Raw genomic sequence first — 20,499 nt, forward strand, 5'->3', positions numbered from 1 at the left:
AGGAGACCGCCATGCTCTGGGACTGGTCCTTCGCCATCTCCATCATCCCGACGCTGTGGGAGGGCGTGAAGATCACGATCCTCGCGACGCTGCTCGGCTCCGTCCTCGCCGCGATCGTGGGCCTCGCCATCGCGCTGCTGCGCCGCTCGAAGAACCTCCTCGTCTGCAAGCCGGTGGCGTTCTTCGCGGAATTCATCCGCGGCACGCCGCTTCTCGTCCAGCTCTACGTCCTGTTCTACGTCCTGCCGGACATCGGCATCACGCTCTCGCCGCTGATGGCGGGGGTGATCGGGCTCGGCCTGCATTACGGCACCTACACGGCCGAGGTCTATCGCGCGGGCATCGACAACGTGCCCCGCGGCCAGTGGGAGGCGGCCAAGGCCGTCAACCTCACGCCCGCGCAGACCTGGACGCGCATCGTCATGCCCCAGGCCGTGCCGCCGATGATCCCGGCCCTGGCCAACTACTTCATCGCCATGTTCAAGGAGACGCCGCTCCTCTCGGCGATCACCATCCTCGAACTGATGAACCAGGCCCGCTCCATCGCGAACTTCAACTACCGCTACATCGAGCCGATGACGATGGTGGGCGTGTTCTTCCTCGTCATCAGCCTGATCTCGGTCTTCGGGCTGCGCTGGCTCGAGCGGCGCTACGGGCGGGTCGGATCATGAGCGACGCGCCCGTTCCCCGAGCGCTCGACCTGCCGCTCGGCTTCGACGCCGAGCCGGTGGGAAGGCGCATCGGTCTCGTCGTCCTCGCCACCGATCACACGACGGAGCCCGATTTCGCCCGCATGGTCGCGGCGCCCGACGTCGGCGTGTACGTCGCGCGGATCGCCTACGCCAACCCGACGACGCCGGAGAACCTCCGGGCCATGCAGCCCGATCTCGCCCGGGGCGCGGCCCTGCTGCTGCCGGAGGAGCGGCTCGACGCGATCTGCTATTCCTGCACCTCGGCCTCCGTCGTCATCGGCGACGACGCGGTCGCGGCCGCGATCCGGGAGGGCAAGCCCGGCGTCCCCGTGGTGACGCCGACCCGCGCGGCGGTCGAGGCGCTGCGCGCGCACGGCGCCCGGCGTATCGCGATCCTCACGCCCTACACGATCGAGACCTCGGCGTCCCTCGCGCCCTATTTCGAAGGGCGCGGCTTTTCGGTCGCGGGCGTCTCCTGCCTCGGCCTCGAGGACGACCGGCAGATGGCGCGGCTCGACGGGCCGACCCTGATCGCGGCGGCCCGCGCGGCGCTCGCACCGGGGGCGCAAGCGCTGTTCGTCTCCTGCACGGCCTTGCGCTCGGCCGCGCTCGCGGCGGAGATGGAGGCCGCTCTCGGCCTGCCGGTGGTGACGTCGAACCTCGCCACCGCCTGGGCCTGCGCGCGGCTCGTGGGCGAGACGCCGCGCGTCGACGCCCGGCTCGCCGCCCTCCCCCTGCCCGACCCGACGGCCTTCGCATGAGCCCGCATCCCGGCCTCGCCGATTTCGAGCGCGCCCGCGCGGCTCTGGCGGGCCGCATCCGGCGCACGCCCGCCCGCCCCTCGCCGGCGCTCGCCGCGCGCCTCGGCGCCCCCGTCGTGCTCAAGCACGAGCACGAGCAGACCACCGGCGCCTTCAAGCTGCGCGGGGCGACGAACGCGCTCGCGACCCTCTCGGACGCCGAGCGCGCGCGCGGCGTCGTCACGGTCTCCACCGGCAATCACGGGCGGGCGCTGGCGCACGCCGCGCGCGAGGTCGGCGTGCGCTGCGTCGTCGCCATGTCGCGCCTCGTGCCGCAGAACAAGCTCGACGCCATCGCCGCGCTCGGGGCCGAGATCGCGATCCACGGCGCCTCGCAGGACGAGGCTCAGGGCGAGGTGGACCGGCGGGTGGCCGAGGAGGGGCTCGTCGAGATCCCGCCCTTCGACAATCCGGACGTCATCGCCGGCCAGGGCACGCTCGGGCTCGAGCTCGTCGAGGACGTCCCCGATCTCGCGCAGGTGCTGATCCCGCTCTCCGGCGGCGGCCTCGCGGCGGGCGTCGCGGCGGCGGTGAAGGCGCAGCGCCCGTCGGCGCGTATCGTCGGAATCTCCATGGAGCGCGGCGCGGCCATGCAGGCGAGCCTCGCCGCGGGGCGGCCGGTGCTGGTCGAGGAGGCGGAGAGCCTCGCGGATTCGCTCGGCGGCGGCATCGGGCTCGAGAACCGGCACACCTTCGCCATGCTGCGCGACCTGATGGACGAGGTGGTGCTCCTCACCGAGGACGAGATCGCCGCCGGCATCGCCTTCTGCCACGCGGTGGAGGGCGTCGTCGTCGAGGGCGGCGGCGCCGTCGGGCCCGGCGCGATCCTCGCGGGGAAGATCCACCCGCACGGACCGACCGTCGCGATCCTGTCCGGCCGCAACATCGACCCGGCCCTCCACGCCCGGATCGTGTCCGATCCCGCCGTCCTCGAAAGGCTCGCCTGATGCCGCAGATCACCCTCGTCGGGGAGCGCGACCTGCGCGCGCTCGTGCCCCTCGACCGCGCGGCGATCGACGCGGTGCGCGGGACCTTCGTGGGGCTCGCCTCCGGGCGCGTGGTGATGCCGCCGATCCTGTCCATGGCGATGCCGGACGTCCACGGCGAGGTGGACGTGAAGACGGCCTACGTGCCCGGCCTCGAGGGCTTCGCGGTGAAGATCTCGCCGGGCTTCTTCGACAACCCGCAGCTCGGCCTGCCCTCCCTCAACGGGCTGATGGTGCTGCTCTCGGCGAAGACCGGCCTCGTCGAGGCGCTGTTCCTCGACAACGGCTGGCTCACGGACGTGCGCACCGCGGCCGCCGGCGCAATCGCGGCGGACGCGCTGGCGCGACGGGACGCACGGGTCGCGACGGTTTTCGGCGCGGGGACGCAGGCGCGGCTCCAGATGCAGGCGCTCGCCCTGGTGCGCGATCTCGCCGAGATCCGGGTCTGGGCGCGCGACACGGTGAAGGCCGCCGCCTGCGCCGCCGACATCGAGGCCGCGACCGGCGTCCCCGCCCGCGCCGTGGCGGAGCCCCGCGGCGCCGTCTCGGGCGCCGACATCGTGGTGACGACGACCCCGGCGACGAGCCCGATCCTGTTCGCCGACTGGCTGGAGCCCGGGCAGCACGTCACCGCCATGGGCTCGGACGCCGAGAGCAAGGGCGAGCTCGACCCGGAGATCCTCGCCCGCGCGACGCTCTACGTCGCCGACAGCCTCGGCCAGACCCGCCGGCTCGGCGAGTTGCGCCGGGCGATCTCGGCGCGGATCGTGCCCGAGCACGCGACGTTCCCCGAGCTCGGAGACGTGCTGACCGGCCGCCATGCCGGGCGGCCCGGGCCGGAGGCGATCACCGTGTGCGATCTCACCGGCACCGGCGCGCAGGACACCGCCATCGCCGCCTTCGCCCGCGCCCGCGTCGCCGAGGCGGGAGCGGGGACAACTTTCGAAACCCGACCTTCTTCGACGGGCCAACGAGACAAGAGACGATCATGACCGACGCCCACCTGAAATTCTCCCGCGCCGAATATTCCGCGCGCCTCGCCAAGACCCGCAAGGCCATGTCCGCGCGCGGCCTCGACGCGCTGATCGTGACCGACCCGTCCAACATGGCCTGGCTCACGGGCTACGACGGCTGGTCCTTCTACGTGCACCAATGCGTGATCGTCGGCCCGGAGGGCGAGCCGGTCTGGTTCGGCCGCGGCCAGGACGCCAACGGCGCGAAGCGCACCACGTATCTCGCGCACGAGAACATCGTCGGCTATGCCGACCACTACGTTCAGTCCACAGAGCGGCATCCGATGGACTACCTGTGCACGGTCCTGCAGGAGCGCGGCTGGGGCGCGGGCGTCATCGGCGTCGAGATGGACAATTACTACTTCTCGGCCCAGGCCTATGTCCGGCTGATGCTCGGCCTGCCGGAGGTGCGCTACACCGACGCCACCGCCCTGGTGAACTGGCAGCGTGCGGTCAAGAGCGAGCAGGAGCTCGCCTACATGCGCCAGGCCGCGCGGATCGTGGAGAAGATGCACGCCCGCATCCTCGACGTGATCGAGCCCGGCATGCGCAAGTGCGACCTCGTCGCCGAGATCTACGACGCCGGCATCCGCGGCACGCCCGAGGTCGGCGGCGACTATCCGGCCATCGTCCCGCTGCTGCCGTCGGGCGCGGACGCGTCGGCGCCGCACCTCACCTGGGACGACAAGCCGATGAAGACGGGCGAGGGCACGTTCTTCGAGATCGCCGGCTGCGTGAACCGCTACCATTGCCCGCTCTCGCGCACGGTCTTCCTGGGCAAGCCCTCCCAGGCCTTCCGCGACGCGGAAGCGGCGACGCTGGAAGGCATGGAGGCGGGCCTCGCGGCGGCGAAGCCGGGCAACACCTGCGAGGACATCGCCAACGCCTTCTTCGCGGTGCTGAAGAAGCACGGCATCGTCAAGGACAACCGCACGGGCTATCCGATCGGCCTGTCCTACCCGCCGGACTGGGGCGAGCGCACCATGAGCCTGCGGCCGGGCGACACGACCGTGCTCCAGCCGGGCATGACCTTCCACTTCATGACGGGCCTGTGGCTCGAGGACATGGGCCTCGAGATCACCGAGAGCATCGTCATCACCGAGACCGGGGTCGCGTGCCTCGCGAACGTGCCCCGCGAGCTCTTCGTCAAGGATTGACGGCCATGGCGCACGCCGACCTGCCGCCCTCCCCCGTCGTGCCGACGATCGACCTCCAGGCCGACGGCGTGCAGCACGGGCATCTGCGCCTGCCCTACAGCCGCGACGATTCGGCCTGGGGCTCGGTGATGATCCCGATCTGCGCGATCGCCAACGGGGAGGGCCCGACAGCCCTTCTCGTCGGCGCCAATCACGGCGACGAGTACGAGGGGCCGATCGCGCTCTACGAGCTCGCCCGCACCCTGCGGCCCGAGGACGTCACCGGTCGCGTGATCGTCCTGCCGGCCCTGAACTTTCCCGCCTTCGAGGCGGGTACGCGCACCTCGCCCATCGACAAGGGCAACCTCAACCGCTCCTTCCCGGGCCGCCCGGACGGCACGCCGACGCAGAAGATCGCGGACTACGTCACGCGCGCGCTCGTGCCGCTCGCCGACATCGTCCTCGACGTCCATTCGGGGGGCAGGACGCTGGACTTCGTGCCCTTTGCCGCCGCCCACCGCCTGCCCGACGCCCGGCAGGAAGCCGCCTGCAAGGCGGCGGTGGAGGCGTTCGGCGCGCCCTATTCCATGACCATGCTCGAGATCGACGCGGTCGGCATGCTCGACACCACCGTCGAGGAGATGGGCAAGACCTTCGTCACGACCGAGATCGGCGGCGGCGGCACCGCCTCGGCCCGCACGGCCGCCATCGCCCGGCAGGGCGTGCGCGACCTTCTGGTCCATGCCGGCGTGATGCGCGGGACGGTGGAGCGGCGCGAGACCCGCTGGCTCGACATGCCCTCGGGCGACTGTTTCGCCTTCGCCGAGGAGGGCGGGCTCATCGCCTTCCGCGTCGATCTCGGGGAGCCGGTGCGCGCCGGGGACGTGATCTGCGAGATCGCTCCCATCGGCCGCACCGGGGCCGCGCCGCGCCCGACCCGCGCGGCGATGGACGGCATCCTCGCCGCGCGGCATTTCCCGGGACTGGTCAAGCCGGGGGATTGCGTGGCCGTGGTGGCGCAGATCGTCGGGTGACCGGGCCCGCCATCGCGGCGAGCCCGGGGCTCACGCCGCGGCGCGGTCCTCCAGCGGCCCGCGCTTGAGGGTCACCAGGAAGGTCCGCACCTCCTCCGCGAGGCGCCGTCCCTGCGCGTCGACGTCGCCCGCCGCGGCCAAGACGGCGCTCGCGGACGCCCGCGCGCCCTGCACGTTCTCCGAGACGCCGTGGATGTTCTCCGTCACGTCCCGGGTGCCGGACGAGGCCTGCTCGACGTTGCGGGCGATCTCGGCGGTGGCGTCGGTCTGGGAGGCGATGGCGCCGGCGATCTGCGACGATGCGGCGTCGATCTCCTGGATCAGCTGCCCGATCTCGGTGATGACACCCACGGCGCCCGAGGTGGCGGACTGCAACGCGCCGACCTGCGCCGCGATCTCCTCCGTCGCCTTGGCCGTCTGGCCGGCGAGCGTCTTCACCTCGGCGGCGACGACCGCGAAGCCCTTGCCCGCCGCGCCGGCGCGGGCGGCCTCGATCGTGGCGTTGAGGGCGAGCAGGTTCGTCTGGTCGGCGATGGCGTTGATCAGCTCCACCACCTTGCCGATGCGCTCGGCCGCGACGGAGAGGCCCTGCACGATCCGCTCGGTCTCGCCGGCGCGGTCGACGGCGCGGCGCGCGCGCTCGGCCGAGCGCTGCGCCTCGGCGACGACCTCCTGCGCGGAGGCCGAGAGCTCGGTCGCCGCGGAGGCGACCGTCTCCACCGAGATCGCCATCTCCTCCGAGGCGGCGGCGACGGCGCTGGCGCGCCGGTTGGTGACGCCCGCGCCCGTCTCCATCTCGGCCGCCATCCGGCTCATCTCGGCCGACGAGGTGGAGAGCGTGCGCACGATCGCCTCGATCGCGGCCTCGAAGGACGAGGTCGAGGCGTTGAAGGCGGCGACGCGGCCCTCGATCACCTCCGTCGCCTCGTTGATGATCCGCGCCGCGCCGAGCAGCGATCCGTCGAGGCCATCGGGCAGGATGCGGCGGTAGTAGACGTTGTTGCGCACGGCGTCCATGGACGCCGTCGCCTCGCGCACGAAGGCGTCGATGCGGTCGGTCGTGTCGTTGACCTGGTGCATCAGCCGGCCGAGATCGCCGCCCTCGCGGACGCGCACGAGCCGCGCCTCGAAATCGCCGCGCCCGATCCGCGCGACCACGTCGGTGGTGCGCTGGAGCGCCGCGCGCGTGCGCCAGAGCATCGCGCCGGCGAGGCCGAGCCCCGCGAGCGTCAGCGCGCCGAAGCCGAGCGCCGTCGTCGAGGCGAGGACCGGGCCGGTCGCCGCGAGCCCGGCCGCACCGACGCCCGCCGCCGCGAGGCCGAGCGCCGCCTTAGAGAGAGAAGACGAATTCGTCATAGGTCTGGCCCTTGTCGGCGATCAGCTGGCGCAGGCGCGCCGAGGAGGCGGCGAGCCCCTCCTTGGCGTTGCGATGGGCGGCCTCGATGCTGGAGAGCTCGCGATAGAGCGGCGTCACCGCCGCGAGCGCCTCGCGCTTCGGCACGCGGCGGTTCGAGTGGAAGCCGCAGACCCGTCGCTCGGCGTCGCGCGAGGGGGTGACGTGGGCGAAGACCCAGTAATGGTCGCCCGTCCGGGTCATGTTCTTCACGTAGGCGAAGATCTCGCGCCCCTCGAGGATCGCGTCCCAGAGCAGCCGGAACACCGCCCGCGGCATGTCCGGATGGCGGATCATGGCGTGCGGCTGGCCGATCACCTCCGCCTCGTCGTAGCCGGAAATGGCGCAGAAGGTGCGGTTCGCGTAGGTGATCCGGCCTTTCAGGTCGGTCTTCGAGACGATGATGTCGGAGGCGTCGAAGCGCACCTCCACCTGCGTGGGCCTGATCGTGTGGGCCATCCTGATCCTCGGAGCGCGGACGCGTCGTGGGCGGTTCGTGTGTCGCACGACATGTGCCAGCGCAGCCCTCACGAGACCGTTAACGGCGGCCAGGCTTCGCAGTCTTACTCATGTTAGGCCGCTGGGAGAATTCAGCTTTTCGCAAGGAAGGCCGTGACGTCCGCCCGCGTGGGCAAGGGTCCCACCGCGCCGTAGCCGGTGACGGACAAAGCCGCCGCGGCGTTGGCGTATTCCCCGGCCGCGACCGCGTCGCCCGTGCGCAGGTATTCGGCGAGAAAGGCGCCGTCGAAGGCGTCGCCGGCGCCGGTGGCGTCGACCGCCGTCACCCGGCGGGCGGGGATGGTGCGCGTCCCCTCGGGCGTGGCGATCATCGCGCCCTCGGAGCCGAGCGTCAGCGCCACCACCGTCGCCCCGAGCCGCAGATAGGCGGCGCAGATCGCCTCCGGCGCGTCGAGGCCGGTGAGGCGGCGGGCGTCGTCGAGGCCCGGCAGCACGATGTCGGCCATCGCGGCGGCGGCCTGGATGATGGCGCGCGCGCGGTCGAGGGGCCACAGCCGCAGGCGCAGGTTCGTGTCGTAGGAGACGAGCGCGCCCGCCTCCCGCGCCATGCGCATGGCGGCGAAGACGGCGTCGGTGCAGGACGGCGAGATCGCCTGGCTGATGCCCGACGCGTGGACGATCCGCGCCCGTGCGATCGCGTCGGCCGGAATCTCGGCGGGGGTGATCAGGCTCGCCGCCGAGCCCTGGCGGTAATAGCTGAAATCGTGGCCCTCGGGGCCGTAGGAGATCATGTAGACGCCCGTGCGCTCGCCCGCCCGGCAGAGCACGTGGCCGCGGTCGACGCCCTCGCGGTCCCACAGGTCGAGGAAGGCGCGGCCGAACGTGTCGTCGCCGACCGCGGTGAGCATGGCGGCGCGGGCGCCGTGGCGCGCGGCGGCGATGGCGGCGTTGGAGCAATCCCCGCCGAAGCCCGGCGCGTAGAGCCGCTCGCCCCCGCGCTCGGTCTCGGCGAGCTCCATCAGCGGCTCGCCGATGGAGAGGACGTCTATGGCCTTCCCGCTCACCGCCCGCCTCCCGGCAGCGCCGCCGGCGCCTCGGGCGAGAGCGCCACGACCTTGCCGGGGTTGAGGATGTCGAGCGGGTCGAGCGCGATCTTGATGGCGTGCATCATGTCGAGCGCGACCGGATCCTTGTAGAGCTTCAGCTCGTCGCGCTTGATCAGCCCCACCCCGTGCTCGGCCGCGATCGAGCCCTCGTAGCGGTGCACGATGTCGTGGACGATGCGGTTGAAGCGCTCCCACGCGGCGAGGAAGGCGGCCTTCTCCATGCCGACCGGCTGGGAGAGGTTGAAGTGGATGTTGCCGTCGCCGACATGGCCGAAGGCGCAGACCCGAACGCCCTCCATCGCCGCCTCGCAGGCGGCGGAGGCCTCGACGATGAAGTCCGCGACGCGCGAGACCGGCACCGAGACGTCGTGCTTGATCGAGCCGCCCTCGCGGCCCTGCACCTCGGAGAGCATCTCGCGCAGCTTCCAGAGCGCCGCGTTCTGCGCCTCGCTCGCGCCGATCGTCGCGTCCTCGACGAGCCCGTCCTCGATGGCGGCGCCGAGCACCGTCTCGATCACGCCCGGGAGGTCGGCGTCGGCGCGCGGCGAGGAGAGCTCGACGAGGGCGTAGGCCGCATGATCGCCCTGGAGCGGACGGGTGACGCCGTCGGCGTGCTTGAGCACGAGCTCGAGCCCGAAGCGGGGCATGTACTCGAAGGCGGTCAGCTGGTCGCCCGCCTCCTCGCGCAGCCGCTCGAACACGGCGAGGGCCGCCTGCGGCCCCTCGCAGCCGAGGAAGGCGGTGACCGTCGCCTTCGGTTTCGGGTAGAGCTTCAGCACGGCGGCGGTGATGATGCCGAGCGTGCCCTCCGAGCCGACGAAGAGGTGCTTGAGGTCGTAGCCGGTATTGTCCTTGCGCAGGCGCTTGAGCCCGTTCCAAACCCGCCCGTCGGCCAGCACCACCTCGAGGCCGAGCACCAGATCGCGAGCGTTGCCGTAGCGCAGCACGCCGGTGCCGCCGGCATTGGTGGCGAGGTTGCCGCCGATCTGGCAGGTACCCTCGGAGGCGAGCGAGAGGGGGAACAGCCGGTCGGCCTCGTCCGCCGCGTCCTGGATCGCCTTGAGCGTCACGCCGGCCTCGACGGTGATCGTGGCGTTGACGGCGTCGAGCTCGCGGATGGCGGAGAGGCGCGCGAGCGAGAGCACCACGCCGCCATGCGGCACGCCCCCGCCGACGAGGCCGGTATTGCCGCCCTGCGGCACCACCGGCACGCCCGCGGCCGAGCATTGCGCCATGATCCAGGAGACCTCGAGCACGTCCTTCGGCCGCACCACCGCGAGCGCCCGCCCGCGATAGAGCCCGCGCGATTCGATCAGATGCGGCTCGATGTCGGTCGCGGCGGAGATCACGTGCGCCTCGCCCAGGCGCTCGGCGAGCCGGGCGACGAGCGCCGCCTCGGCGTTGGGGGTGACGTCGTTCATCGACGGGTCCTCATACTCACTCGCGAGATTCTTAGCACGAGCGGAGGTGCGGGCGTCACCCCGAAGGTTCGCCGCACCCCGCCGGGACCACCGTCCTCAGCGCGCCTTCTCCTTGCGCCACTGCACCGAATAGAGATCGAACCGCCGGTCGCGCAGGTTCTGCACCGTGCCGTTGGCGCGGGACTGGCGCAGCGTGTCGAGGTTCAGGTCGGCGATGGCGACCATCTCGGAGTTCGGCGTCGTGTCGGCGGCGATTCCGTCGCGGTCGAAGGGGAAGTCGCAGGGCGTGAGGATGCAGCTCTGCGCGTACTGGATGTCCATGTTCTCGACGTTGGGCAGGTTGCCCACGTTCCCCGCCAGCGCGACGTAGACCTGGTTCTCCACGGCGCGGGCCTGGCAGCAATAGCGCACCCGCAGGTAGGACTTGCGCTCGTCGGTGCAGAACGGGACGAACAGGATCTGCGCGCCCTGGTCGACCAGGTGCCGGGCGAGCTCCGGGAACTCCGAATCGTAGCAGATCATCACGCCGATCGGCCCGCAATCGGTCATGATCGTATCCGCCTCGTCCGCGCCGACGATGGACCACCAATAGCGCTCGTTCGGCGTCGGGTGGATCTTGGCGCGGGCGTGGATCGAGCCGTCGCGGAGGCAGACGTAGCAGACGTTGATGATGTCGCCGTCCTCGTCCCGCGTCGGGTGCGAGCCGCCGATGATGTTGATGTTGTAGTGCACCGCGAGCCGCGAGAGCATCTCCTTGAGCCGCTCGGTGTACTTGGACAGCTGGGCGATGGCCCTGTCCGGCGGGGTGCTCTCGTTCTCGATGGAGAGGAGCTGGAGGGTGAACAGCTCCGGGAAGACGCAGAAGTCCGACTTGTAGTCGGCCACCGCATCGACGAAATACTCCACCTGGTCGGCGAATTCCTGGAAGGAGGACACCTTGCGCTGCTGGTACTGGATGCACGCGACGCGCACGGTCGATTGCGGCCGGCGGCGCTGCTTGTCGGCCCGCACCGTCGGGTCCGGGGCGACGGCCGGGTTCCACCAGACGAGATGCACGGCGTTGCCGCGGCTCTCGTGGTCGATCGGCAGGTAGTCGTGCAGCACGCGCAGCGGCTCGAAGCCGTTGCGCATCTGGAACGAGATCACCGGATCGCGCAGGCCCTGCTCGACCACGAGCTCGAGATATTCCTCGGGCGTCGCCACCGTCTTGCGGCGCTTGGCCTTGGAGTAGCCCGGCATGCGGCCGGCGAAGACGATGCCCTTCAGCTTGAGATCGATGGCGAGGCGCTTGCGCTCGTTGTAGAGCCGCTGGCCGATGCGCAGGCCGCGATGCTTCGGGTCGACCATCACCTCGAAGCCGTAGAGCATGTCGCCGTCGTCGTCGTGGCGCGAGGCGAAGCCGTTGCCGGTGATGGTCTTCCAGTCGTGCGGCGCGAGCGCGGTCTTCTCGTCGATGAGGAAGGTCGCGGCGTAGCCGACGAGCTCGTCCTTGTAGATGGCGACGAACTGCCCTTCCGGGAACATCTGGATCTGCCCGCGCAGCTGCGCCTGGGCGTAGGGCTCCATCGTCGGGTAGGCGCGCCGGCACAGCGCCTGGATCGCGCGCACGTCCTTGAGCAGCGCCGGGCGCACGAACAGCTTGGGCTTCGTCTCGGCCTGGGCCTCGCTGCGCGCGCGCGCCTTCGACTGCGCCTTCGCGGCGCGGGCGTTCGCGGCCTTGGCGGCGGCCTTCTTCATCGAGGGCGCCGAGCCCGTCTCGGCCCCCTGGTCTGTCCCGTGCTCGGTTCCGTGCTCCTGGGGGCGCGGCAGCGTCTTGTCGCGGGCGGTCTCGGTCACGCGGTCTCCTCGTCGTTCGTCTCGGCCGGCGCGACGCCGGCGGTCGTGGTCCATCCCCCGGTCGATCCTAGAGCGGCCAAACGAGGAGGATCATCGGGATTCCCACGCACAGGACGATGATCTCCAAGGGCAGGCCCAGCTTCCAGTAATCACCGAAGCGGAAGCCGCCGGGGCCCAGGATCAGGGTGTTGTTCTGATGCCCGATCGGCGTCAGGAAGGCGCAGGACGAGCCGATCGCGACCGCCATCAGGAACGGGTCGGGATCGGCGCCCAGGACGCCGGCGATGCCGATGGCGATCGGACACATAACGGTCGCGGTCGCGGCATTGTTCATGAAGTCCGTGAGGCACATGGTCATGATCATGAGCCCGATCAAGACGAGAACGGGGCTGCCCTCCCCGATCAGGGACAGCATGGCGCGCGCCAGCATGTCCGCCGCGCCGGTGGTCGCGACCGCCCCGGCGACCGGGATCAGCGCGCCCAGGAGAACGATCACCGGCCATTCTACGGCCGTGTAGATCTCGCGCGTCGGCACGATCGAGGCGAGCACGAAGGCGAGCGCCGCGAGGGGAAAGGCGATGGACGCCGGCAGCAGAGAGGACGCGGTGGCGGCCACCGCCGCCGCCATGATGCCGGCCGCGAGCCAGGCGTCGCGTTTCGCCGGGAAGCGCAGGGCGCGCTCGGCCAGCGGCACGCAGTCGAAATGGGTCGAGAAGTCCGAGAGCGTCTCCGGCGTGCCCTGCAGCAGCAGCACGTCGCCCGGCGCGAGCCGCGTCTGCCGCAGGCGCGAGATCGAGCGCCGGCCCTGGCGGGAGATGGCGAGGAGATTGATCGCGTGGCGCGAGCGCAGCTTCAGGTGCTGCGCCGTGCGCCCGATCAGCGGCGAGCCCGGCCGGATCACGACCTCGGCCATGACCGTGTGCTCGCTCTCGAGCGCCTTGACGCCGGCGCGCTTGTCCTCCTCGAGCGTCAGCCCGAGCTTGGCGATGGCCTGCGGCAGGTTCTTCGAATCGGCCTCGATGACGAGGATGTCGTCCTCGCGCAGGCTGCGCCAGTTCTGCGGCGCGGGGATGCGGGAATTGTCCCGCACCAGGCCGACCACCTGCGCCTCCGCCGCCGCGAGGGTCTCCTCCACCTCCTTGAGCGTCATGCCGATGGCGCGGCTCTTGGGCGGCACCCGCGCTTCGGTGAGGTAGGCGCCGATGTCGAAGTTCTGCCCGGCGGCGCGGGGACGGTCCGGCACGAGGAACCGGCTCGCCACGACGACGAAGAGCACGCCCGCCCCCGCCACGGCGACGCCGACGGGGGCGAAGTCGAACATGCCGAAGGGCGTGCCCGTGGCGTCCCCGCGGAAGCCCGCGACGATCAGGTTCGGCGGCGTGCCGATCAGCGTGGTCATGCCCCCCAGGATCGAGGCGAAGGAGAGCGGCATCAGTACGCGCCCGGGCGTCACCTCCACGCGGCGGGCGGCGGCGAGCGCCGCGGGCATCATCAGGGCGAGCGCGCCGACATTGTTCATGAAGGACGACATCGCCGCCGTGAGCGCGCAGAAGGTGAGGACGATGGTCCACGGCCCGGCGGCGTCCGGCACCACCCGGCGCACCAGGCGGTCGATGGCCCCGCTGGCGGCGAGGCCGTGGCTGAGGACGAGGATGGCGGCGACCGTCACCACGGCCGGGTGGCCGAAGCCGGAGAAGGCGGCGTCCGCCGGGACGAGGCCCAGCAGCACGCTCGCGATCAGGGCGGCGAGCGCGACGAGATCGTGCCGCCAGCGCCCCCACAGGAAGAGCGCCATCGCGACCGCGATGATCGCGAGGATCAGGGCTTGAGGCACCGTCATGCGGCGTTCCGACCGATCCGGCGTCCGGACAAGAGCGATGGCCTCCCGCAGGGCGCCTCGTCGCGAGCGCCGCGCTTCCCGCGAAGTTCGAACACACATCCGCCCCCGCGGCAAGCCCTTACCAGGGGCGCCGAGAGACGGGCCGAGAGATGGGCCCGAGCGCGCTGCGCGCCGTGCGCGGGCGGGGCTGGACCGGGCCGTTCCGAGCCTCTAAGCGCAATCCGAGGAAGAGCCCGGGGAGCGCCGCATGCGGCCGAGCGACGACGAGAGACGATCCCGGGCGCCGCTGTGGCTGCCGGCCTTCCTGGCGGTGGTGGTGGGCATCGGCTTCGCCCGTTTCGCCTATACGCCGCTCCTCCCGCTTCTGGTCGAGCGCGGCTGGGTGAGCGCGGCCGGGGGCGCTTTCGCGGGCTCCGCCAATCTCGCGGGGTATCTCGTCGGCGCCGCGCTGGCGCAGGTCCTCGCGGCGCGGCCGGAGCGCGCGGCGCTTCTCAACGGCGCGATGCTGCTCGCCGCGATCTCGCTCGGCGCCTGCGCCCTGCCCTACGGCGCCGTGTGGCTGGGCGTGTTTCGGTTCACGGCGGGCGTGGCGGGCGGGCTCGTGATGGTGCTCGGGCCCTCCACCGTGCTCGCCCACGCTCCGCCCGAGGCGAAGAGCCGGGTCTCGGGCCTCGTCTTCGTCGGCGTCGGCATCGGCATCGTGGTCTCGGGCGCGCTGCTGCCCGCGCTCGCGCAGGCCGGCCTCGCGGCGACCTGGATCGCGCTGGCGCTGGTGTCGCTCGTGCTCACGGCGATCGCCTGGCGGCTGTGGCCGGCCGCGCCGCCGGCCCCGATCGGCGACGCGCCGCTGCCCAGGCGCGCGCCGCTCGTCATGGCGCTCCTCGTCCTCGCCTATGCCTCGGACGGCGCCGGCTTCGTGCCGCACACGCTGTTCCTGTCCGATTTCGTCGCCCGCGGATTGGGGCGCGGCGAGGCGGCGGGCGGGCTCGCCTGGTCGATCTTCGGCGTCGGCGCGCTCGTCGGCGGCCCGCTCTGCGGGATCGTCGCCGGGCGGATCGGGCTCGGCGCGGCCTTCGTCGGCGCGCTGGCGACCAAGGCGGTGTTCGTCGCGATGCCGCTCGTGGCGACGGGCCCGGTCGCGGTGGCGATCTCCGCCCTCGTCGTCGGCGCGCTGACGCCCGGGATGGTGGCGCTCGCCGCCGGCCTCGCCGCGACGCTCGCCCACGGCCCGGCCCAGGCGCGGCTCTTCGGCACGATGACGATCGGATTCGCCATCGCCCAGGCCGCGGGCGCCTACGGGCTCTCCGCTCTGTTCGCGCAGAGCGGGTCGCACGCCGTTCTGTTCGCGGTGGGGGCCGCGGTGCTGGCCGCGGGCGCGCTCGCCGGCGCGGTGGCGACGCGGCGTCTCGGCCGGACGTGACGACGTCCGACACGCTTTTGCGTTTGCGCAAGATCATCGTTGTTTCATGGCATCCTTTTGTGCCTTCATGCCCATGACAGACTGGTCTAGCTTCCGGTCTCGAAGCGCCTCGATGGTGCGCTCGCTCATCCTGCCACCGGAGATCAGACCATGACCCGTTCGATCCAGCGCCTCTTGTCCGGCGCGGCGCTCTCCGCCGCCCTCCTCCTCGCTCCGGCCGCCGCGCAGGCCGAGACCTACGTGCTCGATCCGAGCCACAGCCAGATCCTGTTTTCCTACGACCACCTCGGCTACTCGACGACCTGGGGCATGTTCTCGGGCTTCGAGGGCCGCATCGACTTCGTCCAGGACGACCCCGCCGCCTCCTCCGTCGAGGTCTCCTTCCCGGTGCGCACGATGCTCACCGGCTGGGAGGACCGCTTCGCCCACTTCATGTCGCCCGACTTCTTCGACGCCGCCGAGGACGAGATGGTGAGCTTCGTCTCCACCGGCATCGAGGTGACCGGCGAGGACACCGCGCTCATCACCGGCGATCTCACGCTCAACGGCGTCACCCGCTCGGTCGTGCTCGACGCCAAGCTCAACGCGGTGGGCCAGCATCCGATGGAGAACAAGCCCTGGGCCGGCTTCGACGCCACGACGACGCTCGTGCGCAGCGATTTCGGGCTGGGCATGTTCGCGCCCTTCGTCAGCGACGAGGTCGAGGTGCGGATCTCGATCGAGGCCATGCAGGCCGAGTGAGGCCGAGCGCTTCGCCGCCCGCGGCGCGCGCCTCGCAGGCGCCCCGCGGGCGTCCCCCGCTCGCGCACGAGGAGGCTGTCATGCAGGCGCGCAACACCGCCGAGACCTACGGCGCCGTCGGCAAGGCCCTGCACTGGGCGACGGCGCTCCTCATCCTGACGCTCGTCCCGCTCGGCCTCGTCGCCGTCGAATGGCCCTACGACACGTCGGAGGCGCTGGCGACCAAGGCCTGGCTGTTCTCGCTGCACAAGACGCTCGGCGTCGCCGTGTTCTTCCTGGCGCTCGGCCGCATCGGCTGGGCGCTGTCGCAGCCGCGCCCGGCGCCGCTGCATCCGGAACGGCGGCTCGAGACGGCGCTGGCCGAGGGCGTGCACACGCTCCTCTACGTCTCGCTCGTCGCCGTGCCGGCGAGCGGCTGGATTCACCACGCGGCGGTCACCGGCTTCGCGCCGATCTGGTGGCCGTTCGGCCAGACCCTGCCCTTCGTGCCGCAATCGAACGCCGTCGCGGATGCGGCGGGAAGCGTGCACGCGCTGTTCACGAAATTGCTGATCGCCACCCTCGCGCTGCACGTCGCGGGCGCGCTCAAGCACCATCTCGTCGACCGCGACGCCACGCTGCGGCGGATGCTGCCCGGGACGCGGCTCGCGGTTCCGGCTCCGGCCCGTGCGCGGCGCCGTCATGCGTTCGCGACGGCAGCGGGCGCGATCGCCCTCTACGCCGCCGCCGGGGCCGGCGCGGTCGCGCTGATCCCCGAGAACGGAGAGCGCGCGACCGCGCACGCGCAGGCGGCCTCCCTCGCCGCGGCGGCGGACGCGCCGGCGGCGTGGCGCGTGGAGGACGGCGAGCTCACCTTCACCGTCGCGCAGATGGGTTCGCCCGTCACCGGCCGCTTCGAGGGCTGGAGCGCGGCGATCGCGTTCGACGAGGCCCCGGACGAAACCGGCGCCCACGGCGAGGTCGAGGTGATCGTGCCGATCTCGGGCATGACGGTCGGCGCGGTGACGGAACAGGCGCGCGGGCCGGATTTCTTCCACGCCGAGGCGCATCCGACCGCGCGTTACGCCGGGCGGATCGAGAGAGCCGAGGACGGGAGCGGCTACGTCGCCCGCGGCGTCCTCGCCCTGGCCGGGGCGGAGGTGCCCGTGGACCTGCCCTTCGCGCTCGACCTCGACGGCGGCGTCGCCGCGGCCGAGGGCCGGGTGGTGGTCGACCGGCGCGCCTTCGGCATGGGCGAGACCTATCCCGACGAGGCGACCGTGGGCTTCTCCGTCACGATCGACGTCTCGCTCCAGGCCACCCGCATCGGCGCCGGGGCGGACGGGGTCTGAACCGCTCGCCCGTCCATGTCCACGCGACAAAAAAGGGAGCCGACCCGCGAGGGCCGGCTCCCTTGTTTTCGTGCTCCCGCGAAGCGGCCGAGGATCAGCGCTTCGAGAACTGGAACGAGCGGCGGGCCTTGGCCTTGCCGTACTTCTTGCGCTCGACGGTACGAGCGTCGCGCGTCAGGAAGCCGTTCTTCTTCAGGATGCCGCGCAGCTCCGGCTCGTAATGGGTCAGCGCCTTCGAGAGGCCGTGGCGCACGGCGCCGGCCTGCCCGGAGAGGCCGCCGCCCACCACCGTGACGGTGATGTCGTACTGGTCGACCCGGTTCGTGATCTGGAGCGGCTGGTTGAGGATCATCCGCAGGACCGGGCGCGCGAAATAGGTCTCGAGCGTGCGGTCGTTCACGGTGATCTTGCCGGTGCCGGGGCGGATCCAGACGCGGGCGATGGCGTCCTTGCGCTTGCCGGTGGCATAGGCGCGGCCATAGGCGTCCAGCTTCTGGACGTGGACCGGACCTTCCTCGGTCGGGGTCGTCGCCTTCGCCTGGCCGAGATCGGAGAGGGACTGCAGGGTCGCCATCGTCAGATCCTCACGTTCTTGGAGTTCATCGCCGCGACGTCGAGCGCCTCGGGCTGCTGCGCCTCGTGGGGATGCTCGGCGCCGGCGTAGACACGCAGGTTGCCCATGATCTGGCGGAAGAGCGGGCCGCGCGGGAGCATGCGCTCGACGGCCTTCTCGACGACGCGCTCCGGGAAGCGGCCCTCGAGGATCGAGCGCGCGGTGCGCTCCTTGATTCCGCCCGGATGGCCGGTGTGGTGATAGTACACCTTCTGCTCGCGCTTGCGGCCGGTGAACTTCACCTTGTCGGCATTGATGACGATGACGTTGTCGCCGCAATCGACGTGGGGCGTGTACGACGGCTTGTGCTTGCCGCGCAGGCGCATCGCCACGATCGAGGCGAGGCGGCCCACGACGAGCCCGTCCGCATCGATCACGACCCACTTCTTCTCGACGTCGGCGGGCTTCAGCGAAAAGGTCTTCATCGCGCTGTATCCCTGATGGGAGCCGGAAGGCTCCGTGCGAAACGAGAAGCCGCCGGGCGGGGCCCAGCGGCAGGTGGCGGTTCATTAGGGGCGAAACGGGCGGGGGTCAAGCGCTTTCTGGCGCGAGGCGCGGACCTGAAACCGTTATTGCGCAAGCGGTCGCGTGGTGCGGTATCCAGATACCGCAATAGAGGTATCAGATTACCACATCGTCGCGAGCGCCGTCTCAGCTCCGCGCGACGGCCGCCGCCCGGCGCTCCCCGGCGAGCGCGCCGCGGGCGCGCAGGGCCAGGCGGCGGAAGACGGAGAGGCGGTCGACGAAGAGCACGCCGGCGAGATGATCGATCTCGTGCTGGACGCAGACCGCGTCCATGCCGGCGAGCTCGACCTCGAAGGGCGCGCCCTCGCGGTCGAGGGCGCGCACGCGCACCCGCGTGTCGCGCAGGACGTTGCCTTTCACGCCCGGCACCGAGAGGCAGCTCTCCTGGACGAGACCCCAGGCGCCGCGCTTGGCGACGACCTGCGGGTCGACGAAGACGCGGGCCGGGTTCCCCTGCCCCGCACCCTCCGCTGCCCCCTCCCCCGCGGCCTCCAGCACGGCCACCCGCCGGAGATCGCCGATCTGCGGGGCGGAGAGGCCGATCGCGCCGTGCGCGCGCATGGTCTCGATCAGGTCGTCGATCAGCCGCGCGACGTCGGCGTCGACCGCGGTCACCGGGTCGCAGGCGCGCCGCAGCATCGGGTCGGGATGGACGAGGACGGGCCGGACGCTCATCGCGCGCCCCCCGTCGAGCGGCCGAGCGAGGCCGCGGGCGCGGACGCGTCGCGCGATCGGCGCAGGAGCGGCAGGGTCGCCGCGATCGTCACGAGCAGGAGCAGGATCTCGAGCGCATAGACCGTGAGATAGCCCGCGGCAGCGCCCGTCTCGAGCCCGAGCGCCTGCGCGCCGAAGGTCACCGCGTCGCGGATCATTCCGGCGAGCGCCATGGCGATCCCGGCCGCGGTCGCCTGAACCGCGCCCCAGGCGCCGAGCGCGAGGCCCGCCTGGCCCGGCGGCGCGAGGTTCATCGTGGCGGTGAGCGTCGCATGGCCGAAGAGCGCCGCGCCGAAGCCGATCAGCACGTTGCCGGCGACGAAGGACGAGGAGAGGCCGAGCGGCGCGGCGAGGATGACGAGGGCGAAGGCCGGCACGCCCACCAGAGCCGCCTGCAGCGTCAGCCGATAGGGATCGCCGCCCCGCGCCAGCGCGACGGAGGCCACGGAGAAGCCGACGAGGCCGCCGAGCGCCAGGAAGGCGGTGAGCGTCGTCGTCGCGCCGACGCTCCAGTCGAGCACCTGGCCGCCATAGGGCTCGAGCAGCACGTCGGCCATGCCGAAGGCCATGGTGCCGAGCCCCACGACGACGAGCCGCCGCAGCGACGCCCCGCCAGCCGCGAAGCGCGCCCAGGATTCGGCGAAGCTCGCATCCGGCGGGCGCACGGCGCCCCGCGGCGGGGAGCGCGGCTCCTGCTTCCACAGGGCGACGGCGTTGAGGACGAGGCAGCCGATGGCCGCGCCCTGGATCACCTGGACGAGCCGGCCCGGCGTGAAGTCCTGGAGCGCCGCGCCGAACAGGAGCGCGCTCGCGATCATGCCCAGCAGCAGCATGACGTACATGAGCCCGACGACGCGGGGATGGGATTCCGGCGGCGTCAGGTCGGTGGCGAGCGCGAGGCCGGCGGTCTGGACGACATGCGTCCCCGCGCCGACGAGCAGGAAGGCGAGCGCCGCCGCGCCGACCCCGAGCCAGGGCGGCGCGGACGCCGACTCGCCCGCCCCCGCGAGCACGAGCAGCGCGAAGGGCATGATGGCGTAGCCGCCGAACTGATAGAGGGTGCCCTTCCACACGAAGGGCACGCGCCGCCAGCCGAGCGCGCAGCGATGCGTGTCCGATCGGTGGCCGATCAGCGCGCGGAAGGGCGCGAACAGGACCGGCAGGGCGATCATCACCGCCACGACGCTCGCCGCGACGCCGAGCTCGACGATCATGACGCGGTTGAGCGTGCCGACGAGCAGCACCAGCGTCATGCCGACCGACACCTGGAACAGCGACAGCCGGACGAGCCGCGAAAGCGGCAGGTCCGGCGTGGCGACGTCGGCGAAGGGAAGCCAGCGCGGTCCGAGACCGGCGAGAAACAGGACCAGGCGGCGCCGAAGGAGCATCATGGTCGTTCACACCCGGGGGATGGCGAGCGCCCCTCTCCAGGCGCGCCG

General features: G+C 71.9%; 19 protein-coding genes. 9 read left to right on the top strand and 10 right to left on the bottom strand.

Annotation, left to right across the window (positions count from 1 at the left end):
- Positions 1-11: 11 nt before the first annotated feature.
- From ehuD to doeB, 6 genes are read left to right on the top strand one after another with little or no spacing between them, the layout of a single operon-like run.
- On the top strand, positions 12-671 hold the full coding sequence (gene ehuD, locus ABL310_RS15105) for an ectoine/hydroxyectoine ABC transporter permease subunit EhuD (RefSeq protein ID WP_349367837.1): 660 nt from the start codon (positions 12-14) through the stop codon (positions 669-671).
- Positions 668-1,453, top strand: a complete 786-nt coding sequence (eutA, locus tag ABL310_RS15110; RefSeq protein WP_349367838.1) for an ectoine utilization protein EutA — start codon at positions 668-670, stop codon at positions 1,451-1,453. The genes ehuD and eutA overlap by 4 nt, the downstream gene beginning before the upstream one ends.
- Complete coding sequence (gene eutB / locus ABL310_RS15115) at positions 1,450-2,439, top strand: hydroxyectoine utilization dehydratase EutB (RefSeq protein ID WP_349367839.1); 990 nt, start codon at positions 1,450-1,452, stop codon at positions 2,437-2,439. Before eutA ends, eutB begins: the two co-directional genes overlap by 4 nt.
- Entirely contained in the window at positions 2,439-3,470 is a 1,032-nt protein-coding gene (locus ABL310_RS15120; RefSeq protein WP_349367840.1) for a cyclodeaminase, read from the top strand. The genes eutB and ABL310_RS15120 overlap by 1 nt, the downstream gene beginning before the upstream one ends.
- Positions 3,467-4,648 (top strand): ectoine hydrolase DoeA, encoded by a 1,182-nt coding sequence (gene doeA, locus ABL310_RS15125; protein WP_349367841.1) that lies wholly within the window; start codon positions 3,467-3,469, stop codon positions 4,646-4,648. The genes ABL310_RS15120 and doeA overlap by 4 nt, the downstream gene beginning before the upstream one ends.
- A 5-nt stretch (positions 4,649-4,653) precedes the next feature.
- Positions 4,654-5,661: a N(2)-acetyl-L-2,4-diaminobutanoate deacetylase DoeB gene (doeB, locus tag ABL310_RS15130; protein WP_349367842.1), complete on the top strand. Its 1,008-nt coding sequence runs from the start codon at positions 4,654-4,656 to the stop codon at positions 5,659-5,661.
- A gap of 30 nt (positions 5,662-5,691) precedes the next feature.
- On the opposite strand, the gene ABL310_RS15135 is transcribed toward doeB, so the two are convergent.
- The 6 genes from ABL310_RS15135 to ABL310_RS15160 all read right to left on the bottom strand — a co-directional run bounded on the left by ABL310_RS15135 (position 5,692) and on the right by ABL310_RS15160 (position 13,716).
- Positions 5,692-7,017, bottom strand: coding sequence for a methyl-accepting chemotaxis protein (locus ABL310_RS15135; RefSeq protein WP_349367843.1), 1,326 nt, complete (start codon positions 7,015-7,017; stop codon positions 5,692-5,694).
- Positions 6,992-7,513 (bottom strand): PAS domain-containing protein, encoded by a 522-nt coding sequence (locus ABL310_RS15140; RefSeq protein WP_349367844.1) that lies wholly within the window; start codon positions 7,511-7,513, stop codon positions 6,992-6,994. Before ABL310_RS15140 ends, ABL310_RS15135 begins: the two co-directional genes overlap by 26 nt.
- A 131-nt stretch (positions 7,514-7,644) precedes the next feature.
- Positions 7,645-8,577, bottom strand: a complete 933-nt coding sequence (locus tag ABL310_RS15145; RefSeq protein ID WP_349367845.1) for a sugar kinase — start codon at positions 8,575-8,577, stop codon at positions 7,645-7,647.
- Entirely contained in the window at positions 8,574-10,040 is a 1,467-nt protein-coding gene (locus ABL310_RS15150; RefSeq protein ID WP_349367846.1) for an FAD-binding oxidoreductase, read from the bottom strand. Before ABL310_RS15150 ends, ABL310_RS15145 begins: the two co-directional genes overlap by 4 nt.
- A gap of 96 nt (positions 10,041-10,136) precedes the next feature.
- Positions 10,137-11,876, bottom strand: a complete 1,740-nt coding sequence (locus tag ABL310_RS15155) for a bifunctional GNAT family N-acetyltransferase/carbon-nitrogen hydrolase family protein (protein WP_349367847.1) — start codon at positions 11,874-11,876, stop codon at positions 10,137-10,139.
- Between the two features lie 67 nt (positions 11,877-11,943).
- A complete protein-coding gene (locus tag ABL310_RS15160) occupies positions 11,944-13,716 on the bottom strand; it encodes an SLC13 family permease (RefSeq protein WP_349367848.1) in 1,773 nt (590 codons plus the stop codon).
- Between the two features lie 247 nt (positions 13,717-13,963).
- On the opposite strand from ABL310_RS15160, the gene ABL310_RS15165 reads away from it, so the two are divergent.
- From ABL310_RS15165 to ABL310_RS15175, 3 genes are all read left to right on the top strand, one after another.
- Entirely contained in the window at positions 13,964-15,136 is a 1,173-nt protein-coding gene (locus ABL310_RS15165) for a YbfB/YjiJ family MFS transporter (protein ID WP_349367849.1), read from the top strand.
- A gap of 150 nt (positions 15,137-15,286) precedes the next feature.
- Positions 15,287-15,877: a YceI family protein gene (locus tag ABL310_RS15170; protein ID WP_349367850.1), complete on the top strand. Its 591-nt coding sequence runs from the start codon at positions 15,287-15,289 to the stop codon at positions 15,875-15,877.
- A gap of 80 nt (positions 15,878-15,957) precedes the next feature.
- Positions 15,958-17,208: a cytochrome b/b6 domain-containing protein gene (locus tag ABL310_RS15175; protein ID WP_349367851.1), complete on the top strand. Its 1,251-nt coding sequence runs from the start codon at positions 15,958-15,960 to the stop codon at positions 17,206-17,208.
- 94 nt (positions 17,209-17,302) lie between these two features.
- Here ABL310_RS15175 and rpsI read toward each other — a convergent pair whose 3' ends face one another.
- The 4 genes from rpsI to ABL310_RS15195 all read right to left on the bottom strand — a co-directional run bounded on the left by rpsI (position 17,303) and on the right by ABL310_RS15195 (position 20,451).
- Positions 17,303-17,782: a 30S ribosomal protein S9 gene (gene rpsI / locus ABL310_RS15180; RefSeq protein WP_349367852.1), complete on the bottom strand. Its 480-nt coding sequence runs from the start codon at positions 17,780-17,782 to the stop codon at positions 17,303-17,305.
- A 2-nt stretch (positions 17,783-17,784) separates the two neighbouring features.
- Positions 17,785-18,246, bottom strand: a complete 462-nt coding sequence (gene rplM, locus ABL310_RS15185; RefSeq protein ID WP_349367853.1) for a 50S ribosomal protein L13 — start codon at positions 18,244-18,246, stop codon at positions 17,785-17,787.
- Between the two features lie 226 nt (positions 18,247-18,472).
- The gene (gene def / locus ABL310_RS15190; protein WP_349367854.1) at positions 18,473-19,021 is read right to left on the bottom strand and encodes a peptide deformylase; all 549 of its coding nucleotides are present in this window, start codon (positions 19,019-19,021) and stop codon (positions 18,473-18,475) included.
- Complete coding sequence (locus ABL310_RS15195; RefSeq protein WP_349367855.1) at positions 19,018-20,451, bottom strand: PucC family protein; 1,434 nt, start codon at positions 20,449-20,451, stop codon at positions 19,018-19,020. Before ABL310_RS15195 ends, def begins: the two co-directional genes overlap by 4 nt.
- Positions 20,452-20,499 lie beyond the last annotated feature (48 nt).

This window comes from Salinarimonas sp. (assembly GCF_040111675.1).
Taxonomy (GTDB): Bacteria; Pseudomonadota; Alphaproteobacteria; order Rhizobiales; family Beijerinckiaceae; genus Salinarimonas.

Excerpts from the sequence above, each read along its gene's own strand:
- ehuD (WP_349367837.1), top strand. The coding sequence starts at position 12 with ATGCTCTGGGACTGGTCCTTCGCCATCTCCATCATCCCGACGCTGTGG.
- eutA (WP_349367838.1), top strand. The coding sequence starts at position 668 with ATGAGCGACGCGCCCGTTCCCCGAGCGCTCGACCTGCCGCTCGGCTTC.
- eutB (WP_349367839.1), top strand. The coding sequence starts at position 1,450 with ATGAGCCCGCATCCCGGCCTCGCCGATTTCGAGCGCGCCCGCGCGGCT.
- ABL310_RS15120 (WP_349367840.1), top strand. The coding sequence starts at position 2,439 with ATGCCGCAGATCACCCTCGTCGGGGAGCGCGACCTGCGCGCGCTCGTG.
- doeA (WP_349367841.1), top strand. The coding sequence starts at position 3,467 with ATGACCGACGCCCACCTGAAATTCTCCCGCGCCGAATATTCCGCGCGC.
- doeB (WP_349367842.1), top strand. The coding sequence starts at position 4,654 with ATGGCGCACGCCGACCTGCCGCCCTCCCCCGTCGTGCCGACGATCGAC.
- ABL310_RS15135 (WP_349367843.1), bottom strand. The coding sequence starts at position 7,017 with ATGACGAATTCGTCTTCTCTCTCTAAGGCGGCGCTCGGCCTCGCGGCG.
- ABL310_RS15140 (WP_349367844.1), bottom strand. The coding sequence starts at position 7,513 with ATGGCCCACACGATCAGGCCCACGCAGGTGGAGGTGCGCTTCGACGCC.
- ABL310_RS15150 (WP_349367846.1), bottom strand. The coding sequence starts at position 10,040 with ATGAACGACGTCACCCCCAACGCCGAGGCGGCGCTCGTCGCCCGGCTC.
- ABL310_RS15160 (WP_349367848.1), bottom strand. The coding sequence starts at position 13,716 with ATGACGGTGCCTCAAGCCCTGATCCTCGCGATCATCGCGGTCGCGATG.
- ABL310_RS15165 (WP_349367849.1), top strand. The coding sequence starts at position 13,964 with ATGCGGCCGAGCGACGACGAGAGACGATCCCGGGCGCCGCTGTGGCTG.
- ABL310_RS15170 (WP_349367850.1), top strand. The coding sequence starts at position 15,287 with ATGACCCGTTCGATCCAGCGCCTCTTGTCCGGCGCGGCGCTCTCCGCC.
- ABL310_RS15175 (WP_349367851.1), top strand. The coding sequence starts at position 15,958 with ATGCAGGCGCGCAACACCGCCGAGACCTACGGCGCCGTCGGCAAGGCC.
- rpsI (WP_349367852.1), bottom strand. The coding sequence starts at position 17,782 with ATGGCGACCCTGCAGTCCCTCTCCGATCTCGGCCAGGCGAAGGCGACG.
- rplM (WP_349367853.1), bottom strand. The coding sequence starts at position 18,246 with ATGAAGACCTTTTCGCTGAAGCCCGCCGACGTCGAGAAGAAGTGGGTC.
- def (WP_349367854.1), bottom strand. The coding sequence starts at position 19,021 with ATGAGCGTCCGGCCCGTCCTCGTCCATCCCGACCCGATGCTGCGGCGC.
- ABL310_RS15195 (WP_349367855.1), bottom strand. The coding sequence starts at position 20,451 with ATGATGCTCCTTCGGCGCCGCCTGGTCCTGTTTCTCGCCGGTCTCGGA.